We start from the raw sequence: 18,143 nt of genomic DNA on the forward strand, positions 1-18,143 counted from the left end.
CTAAAGTCGACATGCAAAAAGTAATTCTTTCCAACCCCACTGATTTTGACGGTGAAATATCCATCATCGAACAATTGTTGATGGATGAATCATTGATTTTTCACCTCAGAAAACCAGGAAAGTCGCTGAAAGAGTATGAAGATTTTCTTAGACAGATTCAACCGAAATGCTATCGCAAGATTGTATTGCATTCGCATTATGAGTTGATTAATAAATATAATGTGAAGGGAGTACATTTTACAGAGACATTCAGACAAAGCATAGATGATGCAACTTTGTTCAACACAGTAAAAATGTTACGTAAGCATAGACTATCTGTCAGTTGTTCATTGCATACATTGAATGCTATTGAAAATTTGAGTTTTAAGGCTGATTACGTTTTTTTAAGTCCGATTCTCAAAAGTATTTCTAAGACTGATTATGTAGGTGTTTTTACCATGGATGAATTACAGTTTTATTTTCATGTTCGGAAAAGTAACACCCCTGTGTATGCATTGGGGGGTATCAGAGAAGAAAATAGAGCGTTTTTAGAAAGGATTGGTTTTCAGGGATATGTGTTGATGGGGTCGGTATGGGAGAAGTATTTTCAAGCAGAAAATTAAATGAATAATAGACCTTTTGTACTGAGTATTGCAGGACTCGACCCAAGTGCTGGGGCTGGTATTTTGGCAGATATTAAAACATTCGAGCAACATCAAATTTATGGATTAGGCGTTTGTTCTGCTATTACTTTTCAACATGATAATCATTTTGAGGGTGTTACTTGGCTCGACAATCAGACTATTATCCATCAAGCAAAATTGCTTTTTGATAAATATCCTATCGATTTTGTTAAGATTGGCTTAGTACAAAGTTTGAAAGATTTAGATGAAATCATCAACACTTTGTTGTCGTGGAATTCAACAATAAAAATCATTTGGGACCCAATCTTAAAAGCCAGTGCAGGGTTTGATTTTCATGAAAATATCAATCAAATACTATTAGAAAAAATTCTTAAAAAGATTTATCTCATTACTCCCAACTTGCCCGAGCTTCAGTTATTGGTAGTAGGAGGGTCTTCAGTTGAGCAAAAAGCCTTTGGGCTGAGCAAGTTTTGTAATGTTTATTTAAAAGGAGGGCATTCAGACAATGAAATCTGTAAAGATATTCTATTTACAGGAATCAATACATTTTCTTTTACCGCTGAAAGGATTCCGAATGGTGAAAAACACGGTTCTGGCTGTGTGCTTTCTTCGGCAATTACTGCTAATCTTTCAAAAGGTTTAAGCCTTGAAGAAACCTGCGAAAATGCTAAACATTATATGAATCAATTTTTAAAGAGTAACCCAAGTTTATTGGGTTATCATTTTCAATCATGACGATTTCTAAATTACACTATATCAGCCAAGATTTACCTCATATTTCGCATTGGCAACAAGCTCGTTTAGCTTGTGAGGGCGGTGCCGATTGGGTGCAACTCAGGGTAAAAAATCAAGATTTTGAGGCTTGGAAACAAACTGCTTTACAAACTCAGGAGGTATGTAAAGCTTTTGGTGCTACGTTGATTATTAATGACAATGTCCAAATAGCGAAAGAAATACAAGCTGATGGTGTGCATTTGGGAAAAACAGATGCTTCGCCGATAGTAGCAAGAGAAATTTTAGGAGATAGCTTTATCATTGGAGGAACAGCCAATACTTTTGAAGACCTAGCTTTTTTGCATCAGGCTAAGGTAAACTATATTGGTTTAGGTCCCTTCAGATTTACTAAAACCAAAAAGAACCTGAGTCCGATTTTGGGTTTAGAAAAATACCAAAGTCTTTTGGCATCGTGCAAAGCCTCTGGACTTCATTTGCCCATCGTAGGCATTGGGGGTGTACAACTGGCAGATGTGGAAGATATACTTTTGGCAGGCTTGCATGGCATTGCAGTTTCTTCGGTGATTAATTTGGCTGATAATCCATCAGCAGTAGCAAACAATTTTATGAAGGCTTTAACTGAACAGCTATATGTTAACAATTGCTAATAAAGAATTTTCATCCCGACTTTTTACAGGTACTGGGAAATTCTCCTCACTAGGTTTAATGGAAGAAAGTCTATTAGAATCAGGGTCAGAATTGGTGACAGTTGCTTTGAAAAGAGTACATTTAGCGAAGCAATCAGAGGATATTTTGGGTTATTTACATAACCCTCAGTTTAATTTATTGCCCAATACTTCTGGTGTTCGGAATGCTAAAGAGGCTGTTTTTGTAGCACAATTAGCCAGAGAAGCTTTGGAAACAAATTGGCTAAAATTAGAAATACATCCCGACCCTAAATACCTGTTGCCTGATGCAATTGAAACCTTGAAAGCCGCGGAAGAACTGGTGAAAATGGGCTTTGTAGTATTGCCTTATATTCATGCAGACCCTGTGTTATGCAAGCGTTTGGAGGAAGTAGGGGTAGCGGCAGTGATGCCTTTAGGCTCGCCGATTGGTACCAATAAAGGATTGAAAACGATTGATTTTTTGGAGATTATTATTGAGCAAAGTAACGTGCCTGTGGTGGTAGATGCTGGAATTGGCTCACCGTCCGATGCGGCAAAAGCGATGGAGATTGGGGCTGATGCAGTATTGGTGAATACGGCCATAGCAGTTTCAGAAAACCCTGTAATGATGGCAAGGGCTTTTAGAATGGCAGTGGAAGCGGGAAGAATGGCATACGAAGCTAGGCTTGCTCCTAAAACAAATAATGCAGTTGCCAGTAGCCCTTTGACTGGGTTTCTTAAATAATTAGTGAATGAGTGATTTGTGAATGAGTGATTAATTTTAAATAAAAAATAAATTAATTTTTGGGAACTCATTCAGTGTGAATCGCCTTTCCAATCACTCAATCACTCAATCACTCAATCACTCAATCACTCAATCACTCAATCACTCAATCACTCAATCACTCAATCACTCAATCACTCAATCACTCAATAAATATGCATTCCTTTCAACATCTTTTTCAGCAATATCAGTGGGCGGAGGTTCAGGAGAGTATTCTTGCTAAAACGGCTGATGATGTGCGTCGAGCTTTGAATACTTCCCGCAGAACTTTAGAAGATTTCAAAGCTTTGATTTCTCCTGCTGCCATGCCTTTTTTAGAATCAATGGCTAGGGTTAGTCAGCAATTGACCCAAAAACGCTTTGGTAAAACCATTCAAATGTATGTTCCGTTGTATCTTTCCAATGAATGTCAGAATATTTGTACCTATTGTGGTTTTAGTTTTGATAATAAAATCAAACGTAAAACATTGACAGACAAAGAGATTCTGGCAGAAGTAGCAGTGCTAAAAGCCATGAATTATGAGCATGTGTTGTTGGTGACAGGCGAGGCAAACCAAACTGTAGGGGTGAGCTATTTGAAAAATGTTATCAAATTAATTCGCCCATATTTCTCGCATATTTCGATGGAAGTACAACCTTTGGATGAAACAGATTATACCGAACTGATTGCCGAAGGACTCAATACAGTCTTGGTTTATCAAGAAACCTATCATCAAGAAGACTATAAAATTCATCATCCTAAAGGAAAAAAATCTAATTTTGAATATAGAATACAAACGCCCGACCGTTTGGGAAAAGCAGGTATTCATAAAATGGGATTAGGAGTATTGATTGGTTTAGAAGACTGGCGTACAGATTCTTTCTTTACGGCATTACACCTTGATTACCTTGAAAAGCAATATTGGCAAACTAAATATTCTATTTCCTTTCCAAGATTAAGACCTTTTTCAGGTGGACTTGAACCAAAAGTTGTGATGTCGGATGCTGAGTTGGTACAATTGATTTGTGCTTACAGGATTTTTAAAGAAGAGGTAGAACTTTCAATTTCAACGCGAGAGAACGAAATTTTTAGAAATAACATTATTAAATTGGGTATTACTGCCATGAGTGCAGGGTCAAAGACTAATCCTGGGGGATACGTTGTTGAACCTGAGTCGTTAGAGCAATTTGAAATTAGTGATGAAAGAAGCCCAACAGTAATTGCTAAAATGATTGAACAACAAGGCTATGAGCCTGTTTGGAAAGATTGGGATACGTCCTTACATTTAGTGAATGAGTGATTTGTGATTGAGTGATTTGTTTTAATTGTGAATGAGTGATTTTTGAATGAGTGATTAATTTTAAATAAAAAATAAATAATTTTTTGGGAACTCATTTAATGTAAATCGCATTTCCAATCACTCAATCACTCAATCACTCAATCACTCAATCACTCAATCACTCAATCACTCAATCACTCAATCACTCAATCACTCAATCACTCAATCACTCAATATTTTAATAAAACATGGATTTTCAGCGTTATAATCGTCAGATAATTTTACCAGAAATTGGGTTAGCAGGACAGCAACAACTGAATGATGCCAAAGTATTGGTTATTGGTGCTGGAGGCTTGTGTTGTCCGATTTTACAATATTTAGTAGCAGCAGGGGTAGGCAATATTGGAATTGTTGACGCTGATGTGGTGTCAATCTCTAATCTTCAAAGGCAAATATTATATACTACTGCTGACATTGACAAAAAGAAAGTAGAAGTAGCCAAAGAACGTTTACTGGCGATTAACCCCAATGTTAATATCCAAACTTTTCCTGTTAACCTCAGTGCAGACAACGCACTTGAGCTTTTTGCGAAGTATGATATTATCGTAGATGGTTCTGATAATTTTGCTACACGCTATTTAGTAAATGATGCTTCTGTGATACTGAATAAACCATTTGTTTCTGGCTCAATCTTTAAGTTTGAAGGACAGGTTTCTGTATTTAATTTTCAAGATGGCCCAACTTATCGCTGTTTATATGCTGAACCACCGACTGCTGGAAGTGTACCTAATTGTGCTGAAATAGGCGTAATAGGCACATTAGCAGGTATTATCGGAACGATGCAAGCAGCCGAAGTAATTAAAATGATTACAGGGGCAGGGGAGGTATTATCAGGTAAATTATTAATGTTTGATATGCTTACAATGCGTTCTCAAATCATCAAATTCAAGGCTATTCCTGAGAATAAGCAAATTAAAAATTTGGTCGATTATCAAATTTTATGTGGTGATTTTCCTGTTGAAAACAGTAATGTAATCGATATCCAAAGATTAGAGCAATGGATTGCGGAACAGCGAGATTTTCAATTGATTGATGTAAGAAACCCACATGAATTTGAAAGAGATAATATTGGTGGAATTAATATTCCATTGGATGATTTATTAGAAAGCATTGATGAAATAAACTTAGAAAAAACGATTGTTTTCTGTTGTCAGACAGGTTTAAGAAGTGCCAAAGCCATAGAATTATTAAAATCTGTTAGCATAGAAGGAACATTTTTGAACTTAAGCGGAGGAATCTGAGGTAATGAGAATAATTGTAATATATTATCATAATTTTTTTGACAATATGTTTGAATAAAGAAATAAATATGCTAAATTTCAACAACGAAATGCGTTTTTCTGCGAATAAATAAAGCAATGGTATATGAATCGTTGTTTAGGTTATTGGAAAAACAAAAAAGCCGAAACTAAAATAGTATCGACTTTAAACATTAACCATTTTTATTTTTTTAATATTATAATATTTCCGAAGAAATTATCTAGTTCCTTATCTTATATAAGATTCAAAAATTTTGTAAAGATACTCATTTTTTAATTACTTATTTTTTCAAGTCTATCATAAACTTCCAAGCAAGCTCGAACATTATGATAGGGACATTTCCAAAAGCCTACTTTGTCTTGATGAGGCATTGGTTTATTGTGTTCACCTGTTACACCCCAATACCATTCGCCTGATGGCGTAATTAAATACGCTTTTATAAACTCCCAGCTTTTGATAGATTGTTGAAGATATTTCGGATTTTTAGATAATTGAAAGGCATTCAAATAACCAACCATCGCTTCTGCCTGTACCCACCAGTGTTTATCAGTATCATGATGCTCTCCTTCAGACTCATATGCTAAGCCTCCATCTCCTTGCAATCCTTTTCCCACAGCATCAGTAATTTTAAGGGAAATTTTGTGTACTTCATTCAATAAATTTTCGTCACCAAGCACTTCGGTCGCCTCATATAAAAGCCATGAAGCTTCAATATCGTGTCCATAAGAAATGATGTGAGATTTCACCGTCCAATCATCATCATGAAATAAATATTGGTGTCCCGTCTTCGTATCAATAATATATTGGATAAATACTTCAATCAGTGCTTTTAACTGGTTTTTAAGCAAATTATTGTCCCAAACCTTCAATAAATTTGCATAAGCCTCCAAAATATGCAAATGAGTATTCATCGACTTTTTCTCATTAGCATCTTTTTGGCTCAATTTTAAATCTTCAATAGGTTGCCAGTCTTGTGCCAAGGCCTCTAAATATCCTCCATATACTTTATCAAAACTGTTGGTTTCTATGATGTTAAATAGGTCTATCGCCCAGTCAAGTACTTCTTGTTGTTGGGTGATTTTATAATATTCACTCAGTCCATAAATTACAAAAGCCTGTCCATAAATTTGTTTACGTGTATTCAATGGATTTCCTTTAAAATCTACTGACCAATATACGCCACCAAAGATTTTATCGCTAAAATAATTTCTCAAATACTCATAAGCCCTTGTTGCAGTAGATAAATACGCTGGTCGAGGATTATGGCGATATGCTGCTGAGAAAGTCCATAAAATACGAGCATTCAAAACAGAACCTTTTTCGGCATTAGGCACTACTTCATCATTTTCGTTAATTTGTCCATAAAAACCACCAAATTCATCATCAATAGTATTATTAAGCCAGTAATCTAAAATATTTTCTACTTCCTGATTTACTTCCTTTTGGTATGTTTTGTTGCTCATTTGCATAGATTTCATGTGAATAAAAAATGTCATGAAGAACGAATCCTTCATGACTACTTACTATTGAAGCTGTTTAAACTTTCCCTTACGGGTTAAACTAAGTCTTTTAGCATAGCTTGTTCCAAAATTTACTCAACGTAGCGATGCTATGCTTCGCAAATTTTGAAAAAATCAATTCAAAAATACAATACTTTCACCTTAGAAACGGAAAGTTTAAACAGCTTCAGTATTATAAATTTTGAGAGTGAATAAAAGTCTTAGAGTGTTTCAGCAAACTGCTGTGATTGTGCATACGATTTATTCTTTTTAATAATTTCATAAATGTTCTCTACAGACGTAGCCGAACGGAAACCATCCGTTGGAGAATTAACGACATAGTCCAAGAGCTTATCTAGCGTTGAAGTAGCCACGTGTATACGCGTATCTGAAGAAGCATAATAGATAAATACTTGCCCATCATCATCTAAAATCCAACCGTTCGCAAAGATAACATTTGATACATCTCCGACTCTTTCTATGCCTTCGGGAGCAATAAAATATCCAGCAGGTTTATAAATTACTTTAGTTAAGTCGTTCAAATCTGTCATGAATACGTATAATACATAGCGTAACCCAGCCGCAGTATTACGAACACCATGAGCCAAATGTAACCAACCCAAAGACGTTTTAATAGGGGCAGGTCCTTGTCCATTTTTCACTTCGTAAACCGTATGATAATGTTTCTCATCAACGATATATTCTTTTTCGACGAAGGCATCTTCCATCGTATCAGCATAGCCAAAGCCAATTCCCCCGCCAGTTCCTGCTTCAATAAATCCATCTTGTGGACGAGTATAGAAAGCATATTTACCATTGACAAATTCAGGGTGCAAGACCACATTTCTTTGTTGTGGAGAAGGCGTTTTTAAATCAGGAAGACGTTCCCAATTGATTAAATCTTTCGTACGTGCCATGCCTGCTTGAGCTACTGCCGAAGACTCATCGCCAATTTTAGCATCAGGGTCTTTGCGTTCTGTACAAAAAAGACCATAAATCCATCCATCTTCATGTGCCACCAAACGCATGTCATACACATTGCCATCAGGTACATCAGTTTCAGGCATATTGATAGGGAACTCCCAAAAACGGAAATTATCAATACCATTTGGACTTTCGGCGATGGCAAAGAAAGATTTCCTATCGATTCCTTCTACCCTGACAGCCAATATATATTTATCTTTCCACTTAATAGCACCCGCATTAAAGGTAGCATTAATACCGAAACGCTCCATTAAATAAGGATTCGTAGCGGGATTGAGGTCATAACGCCAAGTAATTGGTGCGTGCTGTGCCGTAAGTACTGGATTTTCGTAGCGCTCATAGATTCCGTTTCCTAAATCCACTGGTTGGTTAGGCTTGGTCACTAACGATTCATAATGATTATTTAAAGCTTGTAATCTTTTTTCAAATGTATTCATGCTATTTATAAATGTATGATTGAAATACTTTTTTAATCATTAGGGAGTTTCTTATACCAAGTTTTCCAAAGTATAAAAGCGCATATTCCTAAAATAATGGCAGCGATTCCTACATGCATGGGCATTAATAATACCACATACACTGGTAAGGCCGTAATCGCCGTTTGTGCAATCGTACCAACTAATACATTAAACATATCTGATTTGAATTCACGATTAGCTTCAAACGTTGGGTCTTCTGCTTTTACTAGCTCATCAATCGGTTTCCAGAACCCCCACGGACGGATATTTTTATAAAAACTTTTGAGTACCTCTGTATCAGTAGCGGGTGTTAATAATGAACCAGCTACCGACCCAATAATTGATAATAATAAAATAATTGGAAAATAGTAAAGCGGCAAAGCATCTGTAAAAATCGTTGGAAGAATCATTGACGAAGCAATGCCTGCAAACATTCCCCAGAAAAAACCATAACTATTAAAACGCCACCAATGCCATTTCAACACATTGGCTGCGATATAACCTCCATAAAGGGCTGAGACAATCCATTGAAGAATACTATTGACATCTTTGGCAAAGAAACCAAGCATAATGCTTATAAAAACTACTACCAGGCCAGTGATATAATTCATCCTAGCAACTTGCTTATTACTAGCATTAGGATTGATAGATTTCAGGTAAATATCATTCACCATGTATGCCTGAGCCGCATTGAATGTCCCAGCGAATGTCCCCATGAATGCGCCCATTAGCCCTACCAAGATTAGTCCTAATAAGCCCGACGGAATAAAGGTATTCAACGCAGCAGGTAAAATTCTTTCAAAGTCGCTGCCTGTTGCGGTTGAAATATTGATGTCTTTGAAGAACAATAAACCTAGCACAGTAATGCCGATGATTAATAAATAGCGAGTGGGTAACAATACCACGTTTACAATCATACTCATTAAAGCAGCTTCACGGGGCGATTTTGTGGAAAGCACTTTCTGCATATCATAGTTTGGTGCAGGACCTGCCAAACTTGACAAGATTCCTTTCGCTGTCATTAGCGCAAAGAAATACCCGAATGGAGAGAACCCATCGCTAGCAATCTTAGTATTTACTTCATCGATAATTCCCGACCAATCTAAATTCAATTCTTTACCAAAAAATATGTCATCCCACCCTTTTGGCACAATCAGCAAATGATTGGATAAGGCTTGCATGGCAATAATGGCTACGGCAAAAGATACAAACACCATGATGACATAGTGAATCAAGTCTGCCCAAACAATACTTTTCATACCACCCAATAAAGAGTAAAATACCGTGAATAAGGTAAAAATAATGCCATAAAGGTGGGCTACGTATTCAGGCGCTACATCAAAAGGAACATAGCCTTTTACAACATCCCAAGGAATAAAAATTTCAATAAATTTTCCTAAACCAATGAACCCATAAGCCATAAAACCCAAACAGGACAAAAGGGCAAATGCAATGATAATTTTATGAGAAAGTTGAGCATCTTTATTCGTCCCAAAGCGCGTAAGCATCCATTCTGCACCTGTTGACACATTAGAACGACGCAACCAAATAGACATATAAACCATCATGAAAATCTGGTTGAAAACAGGCCAGAGCCAAGGCAACCAAATACTTTTTACCCCGTAAATAAACATGATAGCCACCATCCAAGCCGTACCCGAAATATCGAACATTCCAGAAGCATTCGAAACGCCTAACATCCAATAAGGCATTGATTTTCCCCCTAATAAATAATCATTTTTACTACGTTGTGCCTGTTTTTTTAATACAATTCCTATCACTGAAACTAATATTAAATAGGCGATAATAACGATAATATCTAATAATTGAATTTTCATTTAAGGTTGTTTTAACAAATATTTCAATAAAGATGGTTATTTATGTAGGTTAGTTTTTTCGAAAAATATGCTTTGCTTAGGGTCAGATAGCATAAAAAATACTTTTATAATTTATAATACAAAATTGACAGTTTTTGTGGTGGAACTGTTAATACTTTTTTATCAATTGCTTATATTAAATCTACTTTTATGCGAATTTGAAGGTGTTTTGTAGTAAAATATAAATTAAGTATTACTAAATATTGTATTTTTATTAAAAGAGGACTTTGTCTTTTGTGAACTGAAAGGCGTATTATTTTATCATTAAAAAAGAAATCCCTTTTAAGTGGGTAGCTTACTTAAAAGGGATTGTCTTATTTATTCAAATTTAGTATTGATTGTCATTCCTGACCAAGTATCTGTCCTAAATGAATTGGCAGGTAAGCCTTCTGAGTTAAACAGATTGGCATCCATTGGTGAATCAGCCCAAGCATATCGTACTGAAATAGGCTTTAAGCCTTTTGGATGATAAACAATCACTTTGTTATCTACAAGTTCAGCTTTAGCATAATAAAATACTTTATCTTCCCCTGCAATTTCAAAGCCTTTTAAGTATCCAAATTTATCTTGAATGACTAATCCTTTTGCAATATTTTTGAAAGAAACAATCGCTTTACCATCTTCATAACTAACAGATTCAAACATCGGAGAACTGTATTCAATATTTTGTCCGAAATCTTTTTTCAAGGCATTTATTGCCAAACGATGTCCTACATCCTGTTTGTTTGTTGGGTGAATATCGTTCGGATTGCCAATATCTGTAATGACAGCCATTCCAGTTTTAGGTAATGATAAGGCCATTGTTTGGGCTTCTCTTAATTCTGCCCAATTACTGCCTTGATTACTGTTTTGATAAGGGCCATAATTAGCTAACTGAACGAAATAGAAAGAAAAGTCATCATTCCATTTTTTACGCCAATCTTCTATCATCAGTGGAAAGGTTTGGCGGTATTGATAAGCTCTGCCAGTATTTGCTTCACCCTGATACCATAAAGAGCCACGAATGGCAAAAGGGACAAGTGGGGCTATCATACCGTTGTAAATAGTAGTACCAACATTGTTGCTAGAATGTACATATTCATGTTTCCCAGCAAAAGATGGCATCAATCTCCAGCCTGTCGCAATGCTAATTTTTTGATTACCGACTTCTACATACAAATCAGTAGCAGAACCTATTAGTCCTAACCCCATCCAAGGAAGGCTTTGCATATTCCCGAATTTTATCATTAATTGGTTTGTTCCAGTTTGCCAAGTATTAGCAGGTACAGTAATCTTACGAACACCTTTAATGACACCCTGTGAAACTAATTTACCATTAATATAAATCTCATTATAACTATCGTTTTCTGCTAAGGCCAAAGTTGTTTCGGTTGAAACAGCCTCTTCCGGCACTTCGATAGTGCGAGCCATGTAGCCATCTCCACGATATGCCCAAATGCCTTTCCAGTCCCATTGTCCCATTGGGCTATCCGCATAAAGCCATTTAGAAATATCATAATTTGCTGTCAAGTATTTCTTTTCGTCTTCAATGCTTGGGTTGATATTATTGCCTAATAACTGCTTTTGTACTTTCTGGTCATGAGCATAGTCGGCATCTTTCCAGTTGCTCGGTAAGTGTTGAGCATAGCTTTTTAGTTCATCATAAGTTAACATTCCTTCCTTACTAATCCAACCTTCCACCTGCGAACCTCCCCACGAAGAATGTAATAAACCAATTGGGATATTTAATTTTTGATATAACTCACGAGCAAAGAAAAACCCGATTGCTGTGAAATTACCAACAGTTTCTGGCGAGGCTACTTTCCATTCCCCCGTCTTTAAATCTGCTTGTGGGTCAATCGTTACCTCATGTTCTACATAGAAATGTCTGATTTTTGGATAGTCAGCATTCTTCTTTTCTTCATTAAAATTATTAGCTTGTGAAACTCTCCATTCCATGTTCGATTGCCCTGAGCATAGCCATACTTCGCCAATTAAAATATCATTTACATTAACACTACCAGATTTTGCAGTTACTGTCATTTTAAAAGGCCCGCCAGCTTCAAGCGGAGTAAATCTTACCATCCATTTTCCTGTAGCATCAGCCTTAGTATTTTGAGATTGCCCAGCCAAAGTAACATTTACTTTTTCGTTGGCATTAGCCCAACCCCACACAGGAATAGGTTTTTGTCGTTGTAATACTACATGGTCAGAGAAAAGTCGTGCTAGTTTTACTTGACCAAAACAAGTAACAGAAATAAGCGATAAACAGATTAAAAGTGTTTTTTTCATAAAGAGAGTGAATGTTTTTTGATTTACCGAAATTAAGAGAAAGTAATCGTAAAGTTGTCCTATTTAATCAGGAAAAAAGCAAAGAGATATGCTTTGAATGCATTGTGAGTTCTTTTATCCAATGGCTTACTGTATTATTTAAGAAAGGCTTGGAATATAAATGAATAGATGGCATTATCTCAATTCTTTTCTATGATAGAAGCTGTTTAAACTTTCCCTTTCGGGTTAAACTAAGTCTTTTGGAATAGCTTGTTCCAAAATTTACTCAACGTAGCGATGCTATGCTTCTCAAATTTTGAAAAAATCAATTCAAAAATACAATACTTTCACCTCAGAAACGGAAAGTTTAAACAGCTTCATTTTTAAACCATGCCTCTGTAGGTCTTAAAGATACCATCTTTATTATTCAGAATTATTTTTTAATCGAAGAACTCACTACTCGTTTTAATGCTATTCTCGAAACTATTCCTCAGGGCGTAGTATTTGTAGACGATGTAGGAAAGGGAGGTTGGGTAAATAGCCAAGCTGCCGAGATACTAAATATCCCGAAGGACGACAACAAGCCATTGATTATTGCCGAGGCGATGCAGAAGTTAAGAGATAAGGCTGTTAACAAAGACGAAATCATCAAAGAGGGAATCAGATTGTTTAGCTTGCCAGGACAAAAAATAAATTACTGGAAATGGATTTTTGGTGACCCTGTAACTTATGTCCTAAGCGTTTCATGTGTTCCTACTATTTCTCAAAATATCAAAGGTCGTTTATGGGTTTTTGCAGATGCTACCTTCCAACATTTGGCTAATGAACAACTCCTAGAACTGAATACTGAATTAGCAGAAAAAAGGATAATTGCTGAGGAACAAAACAAAGCAAAGTCTGACTTTTTAGCTAATATGAGTCATGAAATACGTACACCAATGAATGGCGTAATCGGTATGGCAAGCTTATTAGTAAATACCGAGCTAAGTGAAGAGCAAATGGATTACGTAGAGACTATACGTATCAGTGGCGAGGCGCTTATTGCTATCATTAATGATATTTTGGATTTCTCTAAGATTGAATCTGGTAAAATAGAACTAGAGAGCAAACCATTTTATATCAATAATGTCATTGAAGAAACCTATGATTTACTTTCTGTCAATGCCAATGAAAAAGGACTTGATTTGCTTTATTACATTGAGCCTGATGTACCCTTAGAAAACAAAGCGGACATTACCCGACTCAGACAAATAATACTTAACCTAGTAAACAATGGTATAAAGTTTACTGCTAAGGGAGAAATCCAAGTGAGCGTTAAGAATGGGGGCATTGATGAGCAAGGTTTTTATAATTTAGAATTTTCAGTAAGGGATACTGGTATTGGCATTCCTCAGGATAAATATTATAAATTATTTGAAAATTTTTCTCAAGTAGATTCTTCAACTACCCGTAAGTATGGCGGTACAGGTCTTGGTTTAGCAATCAGTTAGCGATTGGTATCACTGATGGGAGGGAGCATACGCGTAGAAAGTGAAGTAGGCAAAGGTTCATCGTTTATCTTTAACATCAAAGTAGAAGTCAATAAAGACGTTAAAAAGTATAAAGCCAATGCAAACGTAGAAATGGTTTCATTGAAAGGTAAGCGTATTTTGATATTGGATGATAATAAAACTAACCTGAAAATTCTTAAAACACAATGTGATATTTGGGGGATGGATGCTACAACTTTCGAACATTACGAAGATGCATTAACATCAATAGAAACAGATACGTATGATTTAGTAATTATTGATATGCTGATACCCGGCAAGGAGGGTATCGAAGTGACCAAGATTATCAAAGAATTACGAAAAGACTTGCCTGTTATTTTATTTAGCTCTTCAGGAAACCACAACATGCTATCATTGGATGATAACACAAAACTGTTTGAGTCTATATTAAATAAACCTACGCGTCATAGCCATATCCCAAACATGCCAGACCACTGCCACGGCCAATGCTTTATCAGATGATCGTGGCAAAGCGATACTAGCAGGGATGGATGATTATATCAGTAAGCCATTTAAAATACAAGACGTACAAGACAAAATAGAAAAGTGGAAAGAAATTTTGCTTGCAAAAGTATGATGATGGATGTTGAGATATCAAAATTTTTGGAGATTACCCTGTAATAACATTCCTCCTGATAGGATATTTAACGATTTCTTTTTTGCTTTAATTGGAAAATATTTCCTTCAGGGTCTTCGCCATCACAAAACAGGTAGTCGTAGTTATCAAACTTTTTGATTTCTTTTAAAGAGACATTTTTGCGGATTAAATCTTCTCTGATTGCGTAAATATCTTCGCCTACTTCAAATACAATTTTTGTGTTATTGTCAAACTTGAATGATTCTTGGTTTGCCTCTAAATACTCTTCAGGGATTTTATGAAGGCCAATTTTACATACTCCCGCTTGTAGAAGAAGCCATTCTTTATTGAACTCTTCAACAATTGTTAGCCCTAATATGTCCACATAAAAGGTCTTGAGTTTATCGACATTTTGAACAAAAATAATTATCGTGTCTAAAGTCAGTTTCATACATTTACAAATTTTAATGTTGAAGCTGTTTAAACTTTCCGTTTCTGAGGTGAAAGTATTGTATTTTTGAATTGATTTTTTCAAAATTTACGAAGCATAGCATCGCTACGTTGAGTAAATTTTGGAACAAGCTATTCTAAAAGACTTAGTTTAACCCGAAAAGGAAAGTTTAAACAGCTTCATTAGCCAATTTATCAATATTTTGAGAACATAGGATAGTTTTAGTCCTTAATTTATAAAATAAAAAAGTGCATTTGGGGTTTTGCACTACGCAGGTTTTGCAAACTTTTTTCTAAAATCAAAAACCTTTTCAGAAGCACCATTTCTTTGAAGATAGTCTAGGTTATCAACTGCTTCTTCAAGAGATGGGAATTGTCCGCTAGGTATCCACCACATGGCTGTATAAGCTTTTCCATAAGTTTGAAACCATTCCTTACGACGCTTCAAAAACTCAGAATGAAAAGTTTTATACATAAAATTTTCTAAGGTCTCTATACTTTCCCAAACAGATATATTGATAATTACTTGCTCGTCATTATATGGATTAATACTGGTAGCATTATTTGAATCGTCTTTTAGCCTCCAAACAAAACCTTCGCTACTTTCTGCTATGGTATTTACAGTGTCCAGATTATCATAGAACTCTTTCATAATTGGGTCGTTGATATTTACGCCCTTCATTCTAGCAATATTGATTTCGGCAATTTGATATTTACTCATAAATGAATTAAAATGATTTTGGAATGGATTAAATTGTAAAATTCATAGACGGTTCGATTTGTTCGACAAGGGCAAATCGAATGACAGATAAAAACGTTCTCAATCTTTTTGGGATTAAAATCATTTATCAAAACTTCCACTTGCCTTTCAGAACAAGTGGAAGAGCAACGGTAATCAACCAAAATATACGCAAATAAATGATTGGAAAAATATGTGTTAAAGTATTTTATGAATATCGTATAGTCTTTTGAGCTCCTTTAAGATTAACAGATATACAAATGTTGTGAATTAATTCACTTGATATGTAGATGATGCCTTTTGTTTAAAAATACAGAAACGAATAGCTATTTGCAAGAACTTTATTTTACTAAAATAAATAAAAGCTAAGGAAAACTAAATATTTATGTTGAAGTGAAAAATATTTGGTTAAATGATGAATTATAATTACGTTTGTGTAATACATATACCTTTTTCCTAATCCTTCTTTATAGTCAACTCAATATTTTTTAGTATTGAAATGTTATTGTACCCATAATATTTCAATTGAAATTGCTATCAGCTATTTACTGAAAATTACTAAATCAACCTTTGTATCATATTTAACTATCACTCACAATGCCATTAAATACAATTATTCCAATCAGTTCAGATGGGTTTTATCACCCTGCATCTGAAAGTGAAGTAATTTCACTGGTAAAATATGCCTATGATAACAATTTGCAAATCCGTTGTCGAGGGGCATCTCACTCTATCGCTAGGGCCATCTATACAGACCCTGGGCCGGGAGAATTACCTGTACCCGACAAAGTTTCTGAAGAAAATCCGCCCAAAGGCCCCAACCTGAACCTTATTTTTGATAATTTGATGAGTCTGACTTGGATTGATAACGAAAAAGGAATTATTGAGGTAGATGCAGGTATTCACCTTGGTTATGACCCCATGGACCCAACAGGAGCATCAACCTTAGCCAATAGTTTATTGTATCAAACTTTTCTAAAAGGCTGGACATTAAGTGATTTAGGCGGTATTACCCATCAAACAGTATCAGGATTTCTGTCAACCGGCTCAGCAGGTGGAACAACGATGTACACTATCGAAGAAAACCTGTTAGCATTCAGGGTAATAGATGGACAAGGGAATGCTGAATGGGTAGAAAAAGATAGTGATTTATTTAACGCCTTAGGTGTTTCCTTGGGTTTATTAGGTGTTATTGTAAAAGTGAGAATGCAATTAGTACCTTTCTTTAATATTTATGGACAACAGATAACCACTAAAACAACCTACGAAGAATGTCCAATAGATTTGTTTGGTGATGGCAATGCCACAAAGCCTAATTATCAACAATATCTTGAAAAAACACCTTATTCTAGAATGCTATGGTGGCCCCAAAAAGGCGTAGATAGAGTAGTAATGTGGCAGGCTATTCGGGGAATAAACCCTCCTGTATTTTACCCAGCTCCTTATGAAGAATTTGCTGATACCAATCTGTTAACCCAAATTGAACAGTTGGGGGCGTCAGTAATGTTTACAACATTAGGAAACAATGGTTTCTTGAAAACTTGGAAAAAACTGCAACCAAGCTTCAAGGCATTCTATAACAGTATTAAGTCTGGTATATTAGCTGTGTTATTAACAGTCATTCTATACATTATCTTGTTTCCAATTACTTTGTTTTTTAGCATTTTTAAAGGTGTTTTGTGGCTATTATTCCCAACAATCATCAATTTACTTCAACCACTGACTAAGGATGGTAAGGCTATGTTATTTATGGATTATATGTGGCGAAGTTTACCGATGGATAACGAGGCTGGTGATATACTGATGGGAACAGAATTTACAGAATTGTGGATTCCGATTGAGAAAACAAAAGAGGTAATGAACCTACTGAAAGATTTTTTTGAGCATGATGGCAGAAAAGCCACTGGAACGTATAGTACTGAAATATACGCAGGTAAAGCTAGTAATTTTTGGTTGAGCCCTTCTTATAATAGAGATGTTATTAGGGTAGATGTTTTTTGGTATGCCTCAAATGAAGGAAATCCATCTGTAAAAGGAGGGTTTTATGAACAATACTGGGAACTTTTCGAGAAAAATAATATTCCATTTAGGCTACACTGGGGAAAATTTGCACCTAGCTATGATTATAAACATTGGGCAGAATATCTAAAAAGTCAGACACCAAAATGGGATGATTTCTTAATGCTACGCCAACAACGTGACCCTAAAAATATCTTTTTTACTGATTATTTTAAATTACGTTTTTTAGGAGAAAAGTAGTTAATACAAGTAAGGTTTGTTAAAGAGGGCTTTAAGAATGTAAGTGCTTACACTTAATTCTTAAAGCCCTCTCTTTTTTTAAGCGTCTAGTCTTTCAGTCTTCAAATCCAGAAAAAACTATTTTAACAAAAG

15 protein-coding genes are annotated in these 18,143 nt (G+C 35.5%); 9 read left to right on the forward strand and 6 right to left on the reverse strand.

The window, feature by feature from the left end; all coding sequences use genetic code 11:
* Positions 1 to 11: 11 nt before the first annotated feature.
* The 6 genes from VB264_RS03290 (at position 12) to moeB (ending at position 5,349) form a co-directional block, all read left to right on the forward strand.
* On the forward strand, positions 12 to 602 hold the full coding sequence (locus tag VB264_RS03290) for a thiamine phosphate synthase (protein ID WP_323246733.1): 591 nt from the start codon (positions 12 to 14) through the stop codon (positions 600 to 602).
* Complete coding sequence (locus tag VB264_RS03295; protein ID WP_323246735.1) at positions 603 to 1,358, forward strand: hydroxymethylpyrimidine/phosphomethylpyrimidine kinase; 756 nt, start codon at positions 603 to 605, stop codon at positions 1,356 to 1,358. It abuts the gene before it with no gap.
* Entirely contained in the window at positions 1,355 to 2,005 is a 651-nt protein-coding gene (locus VB264_RS03300; RefSeq protein WP_323246737.1) for a thiamine phosphate synthase, read from the forward strand. Before VB264_RS03295 ends, VB264_RS03300 begins: the two co-directional genes overlap by 4 nt.
* The gene (locus VB264_RS03305) at positions 1,989 to 2,750 is read left to right on the forward strand and encodes a thiazole synthase (protein WP_323246738.1); all 762 of its coding nucleotides are present in this window, start codon (positions 1,989 to 1,991) and stop codon (positions 2,748 to 2,750) included. The genes VB264_RS03300 and VB264_RS03305 overlap by 17 nt, the downstream gene beginning before the upstream one ends.
* 194 nt (positions 2,751 to 2,944) lie before the next feature.
* A complete protein-coding gene (gene thiH, locus VB264_RS03310) occupies positions 2,945 to 4,069 on the forward strand; it encodes a 2-iminoacetate synthase ThiH (protein WP_323246740.1) in 1,125 nt (374 codons plus the stop codon).
* A 227-nt stretch (positions 4,070 to 4,296) separates the two neighbouring features.
* Positions 4,297 to 5,349 (forward strand): molybdopterin-synthase adenylyltransferase MoeB, encoded by a 1,053-nt coding sequence (moeB, locus tag VB264_RS03315; RefSeq protein WP_323246742.1) that lies wholly within the window; start codon positions 4,297 to 4,299, stop codon positions 5,347 to 5,349.
* Between the two features lie 291 nt (positions 5,350 to 5,640).
* Here moeB and VB264_RS03320 read toward each other — a convergent pair whose 3' ends face one another.
* The 4 genes from VB264_RS03320 to VB264_RS03335 form a co-directional block, all read right to left on the reverse strand.
* Entirely contained in the window at positions 5,641 to 6,831 is a 1,191-nt protein-coding gene (locus VB264_RS03320) for an AGE family epimerase/isomerase (RefSeq protein ID WP_323246744.1), read from the reverse strand.
* A 257-nt stretch (positions 6,832 to 7,088) separates the two neighbouring features.
* Positions 7,089 to 8,288 (reverse strand): glycoside hydrolase family 130 protein, encoded by a 1,200-nt coding sequence (locus VB264_RS03325; RefSeq protein WP_323246746.1) that lies wholly within the window; start codon positions 8,286 to 8,288, stop codon positions 7,089 to 7,091.
* 32 nt (positions 8,289 to 8,320) lie between these two features.
* Positions 8,321 to 10,147 (reverse strand): sodium:solute symporter family protein, encoded by a 1,827-nt coding sequence (locus VB264_RS03330; RefSeq protein WP_323246748.1) that lies wholly within the window; start codon positions 10,145 to 10,147, stop codon positions 8,321 to 8,323.
* Between the two features lie 357 nt (positions 10,148 to 10,504).
* The gene (locus VB264_RS03335; RefSeq protein WP_323246750.1) at positions 10,505 to 12,457 is read right to left on the reverse strand and encodes a sialate O-acetylesterase; all 1,953 of its coding nucleotides are present in this window, start codon (positions 12,455 to 12,457) and stop codon (positions 10,505 to 10,507) included.
* 566 nt (positions 12,458 to 13,023) lie between these two features.
* On the opposite strand from VB264_RS03335, the gene VB264_RS03340 reads away from it, so the two are divergent.
* Together VB264_RS03340 and VB264_RS03345 are read left to right on the forward strand one after the other, a co-directional pair.
* Positions 13,024 to 13,926 carry a histidine kinase dimerization/phospho-acceptor domain-containing protein gene (locus VB264_RS03340; RefSeq protein WP_323246752.1) on the forward strand — a complete coding sequence of 301 codons (903 nt, stop codon included), beginning with the start codon at positions 13,024 to 13,026 and terminating at the stop codon, positions 13,924 to 13,926.
* A gap of 15 nt (positions 13,927 to 13,941) precedes the next feature.
* On the forward strand, positions 13,942 to 14,448 hold the full coding sequence (locus VB264_RS03345) for an ATP-binding response regulator (RefSeq protein ID WP_323246754.1): 507 nt from the start codon (positions 13,942 to 13,944) through the stop codon (positions 14,446 to 14,448).
* A gap of 182 nt (positions 14,449 to 14,630) precedes the next feature.
* Here the strand turns inward: VB264_RS03345 and VB264_RS03350 are convergent, their stop codons facing one another.
* Together VB264_RS03350 and VB264_RS03355 are read right to left on the reverse strand one after the other, a co-directional pair.
* Complete coding sequence (locus VB264_RS03350; protein WP_323246756.1) at positions 14,631 to 15,014, reverse strand: VOC family protein; 384 nt, start codon at positions 15,012 to 15,014, stop codon at positions 14,631 to 14,633.
* A gap of 267 nt (positions 15,015 to 15,281) precedes the next feature.
* Positions 15,282 to 15,734, reverse strand: coding sequence for a DUF3291 domain-containing protein (locus VB264_RS03355; protein ID WP_323246758.1), 453 nt, complete (start codon positions 15,732 to 15,734; stop codon positions 15,282 to 15,284).
* A gap of 615 nt (positions 15,735 to 16,349) precedes the next feature.
* On the opposite strand from VB264_RS03355, the gene VB264_RS03360 reads away from it, so the two are divergent.
* Entirely contained in the window at positions 16,350 to 18,011 is a 1,662-nt protein-coding gene (locus VB264_RS03360; RefSeq protein ID WP_323246759.1) for a D-arabinono-1,4-lactone oxidase, read from the forward strand.
* The last annotated feature ends 132 nt before the right edge of the window (positions 18,012 to 18,143 follow it).

The sequence above is a fragment of the Arcicella aquatica genome, from assembly GCF_034928825.1.
Lineage (GTDB): Bacteria > Bacteroidota > Bacteroidia > Cytophagales > Spirosomataceae > Arcicella > Arcicella aquatica.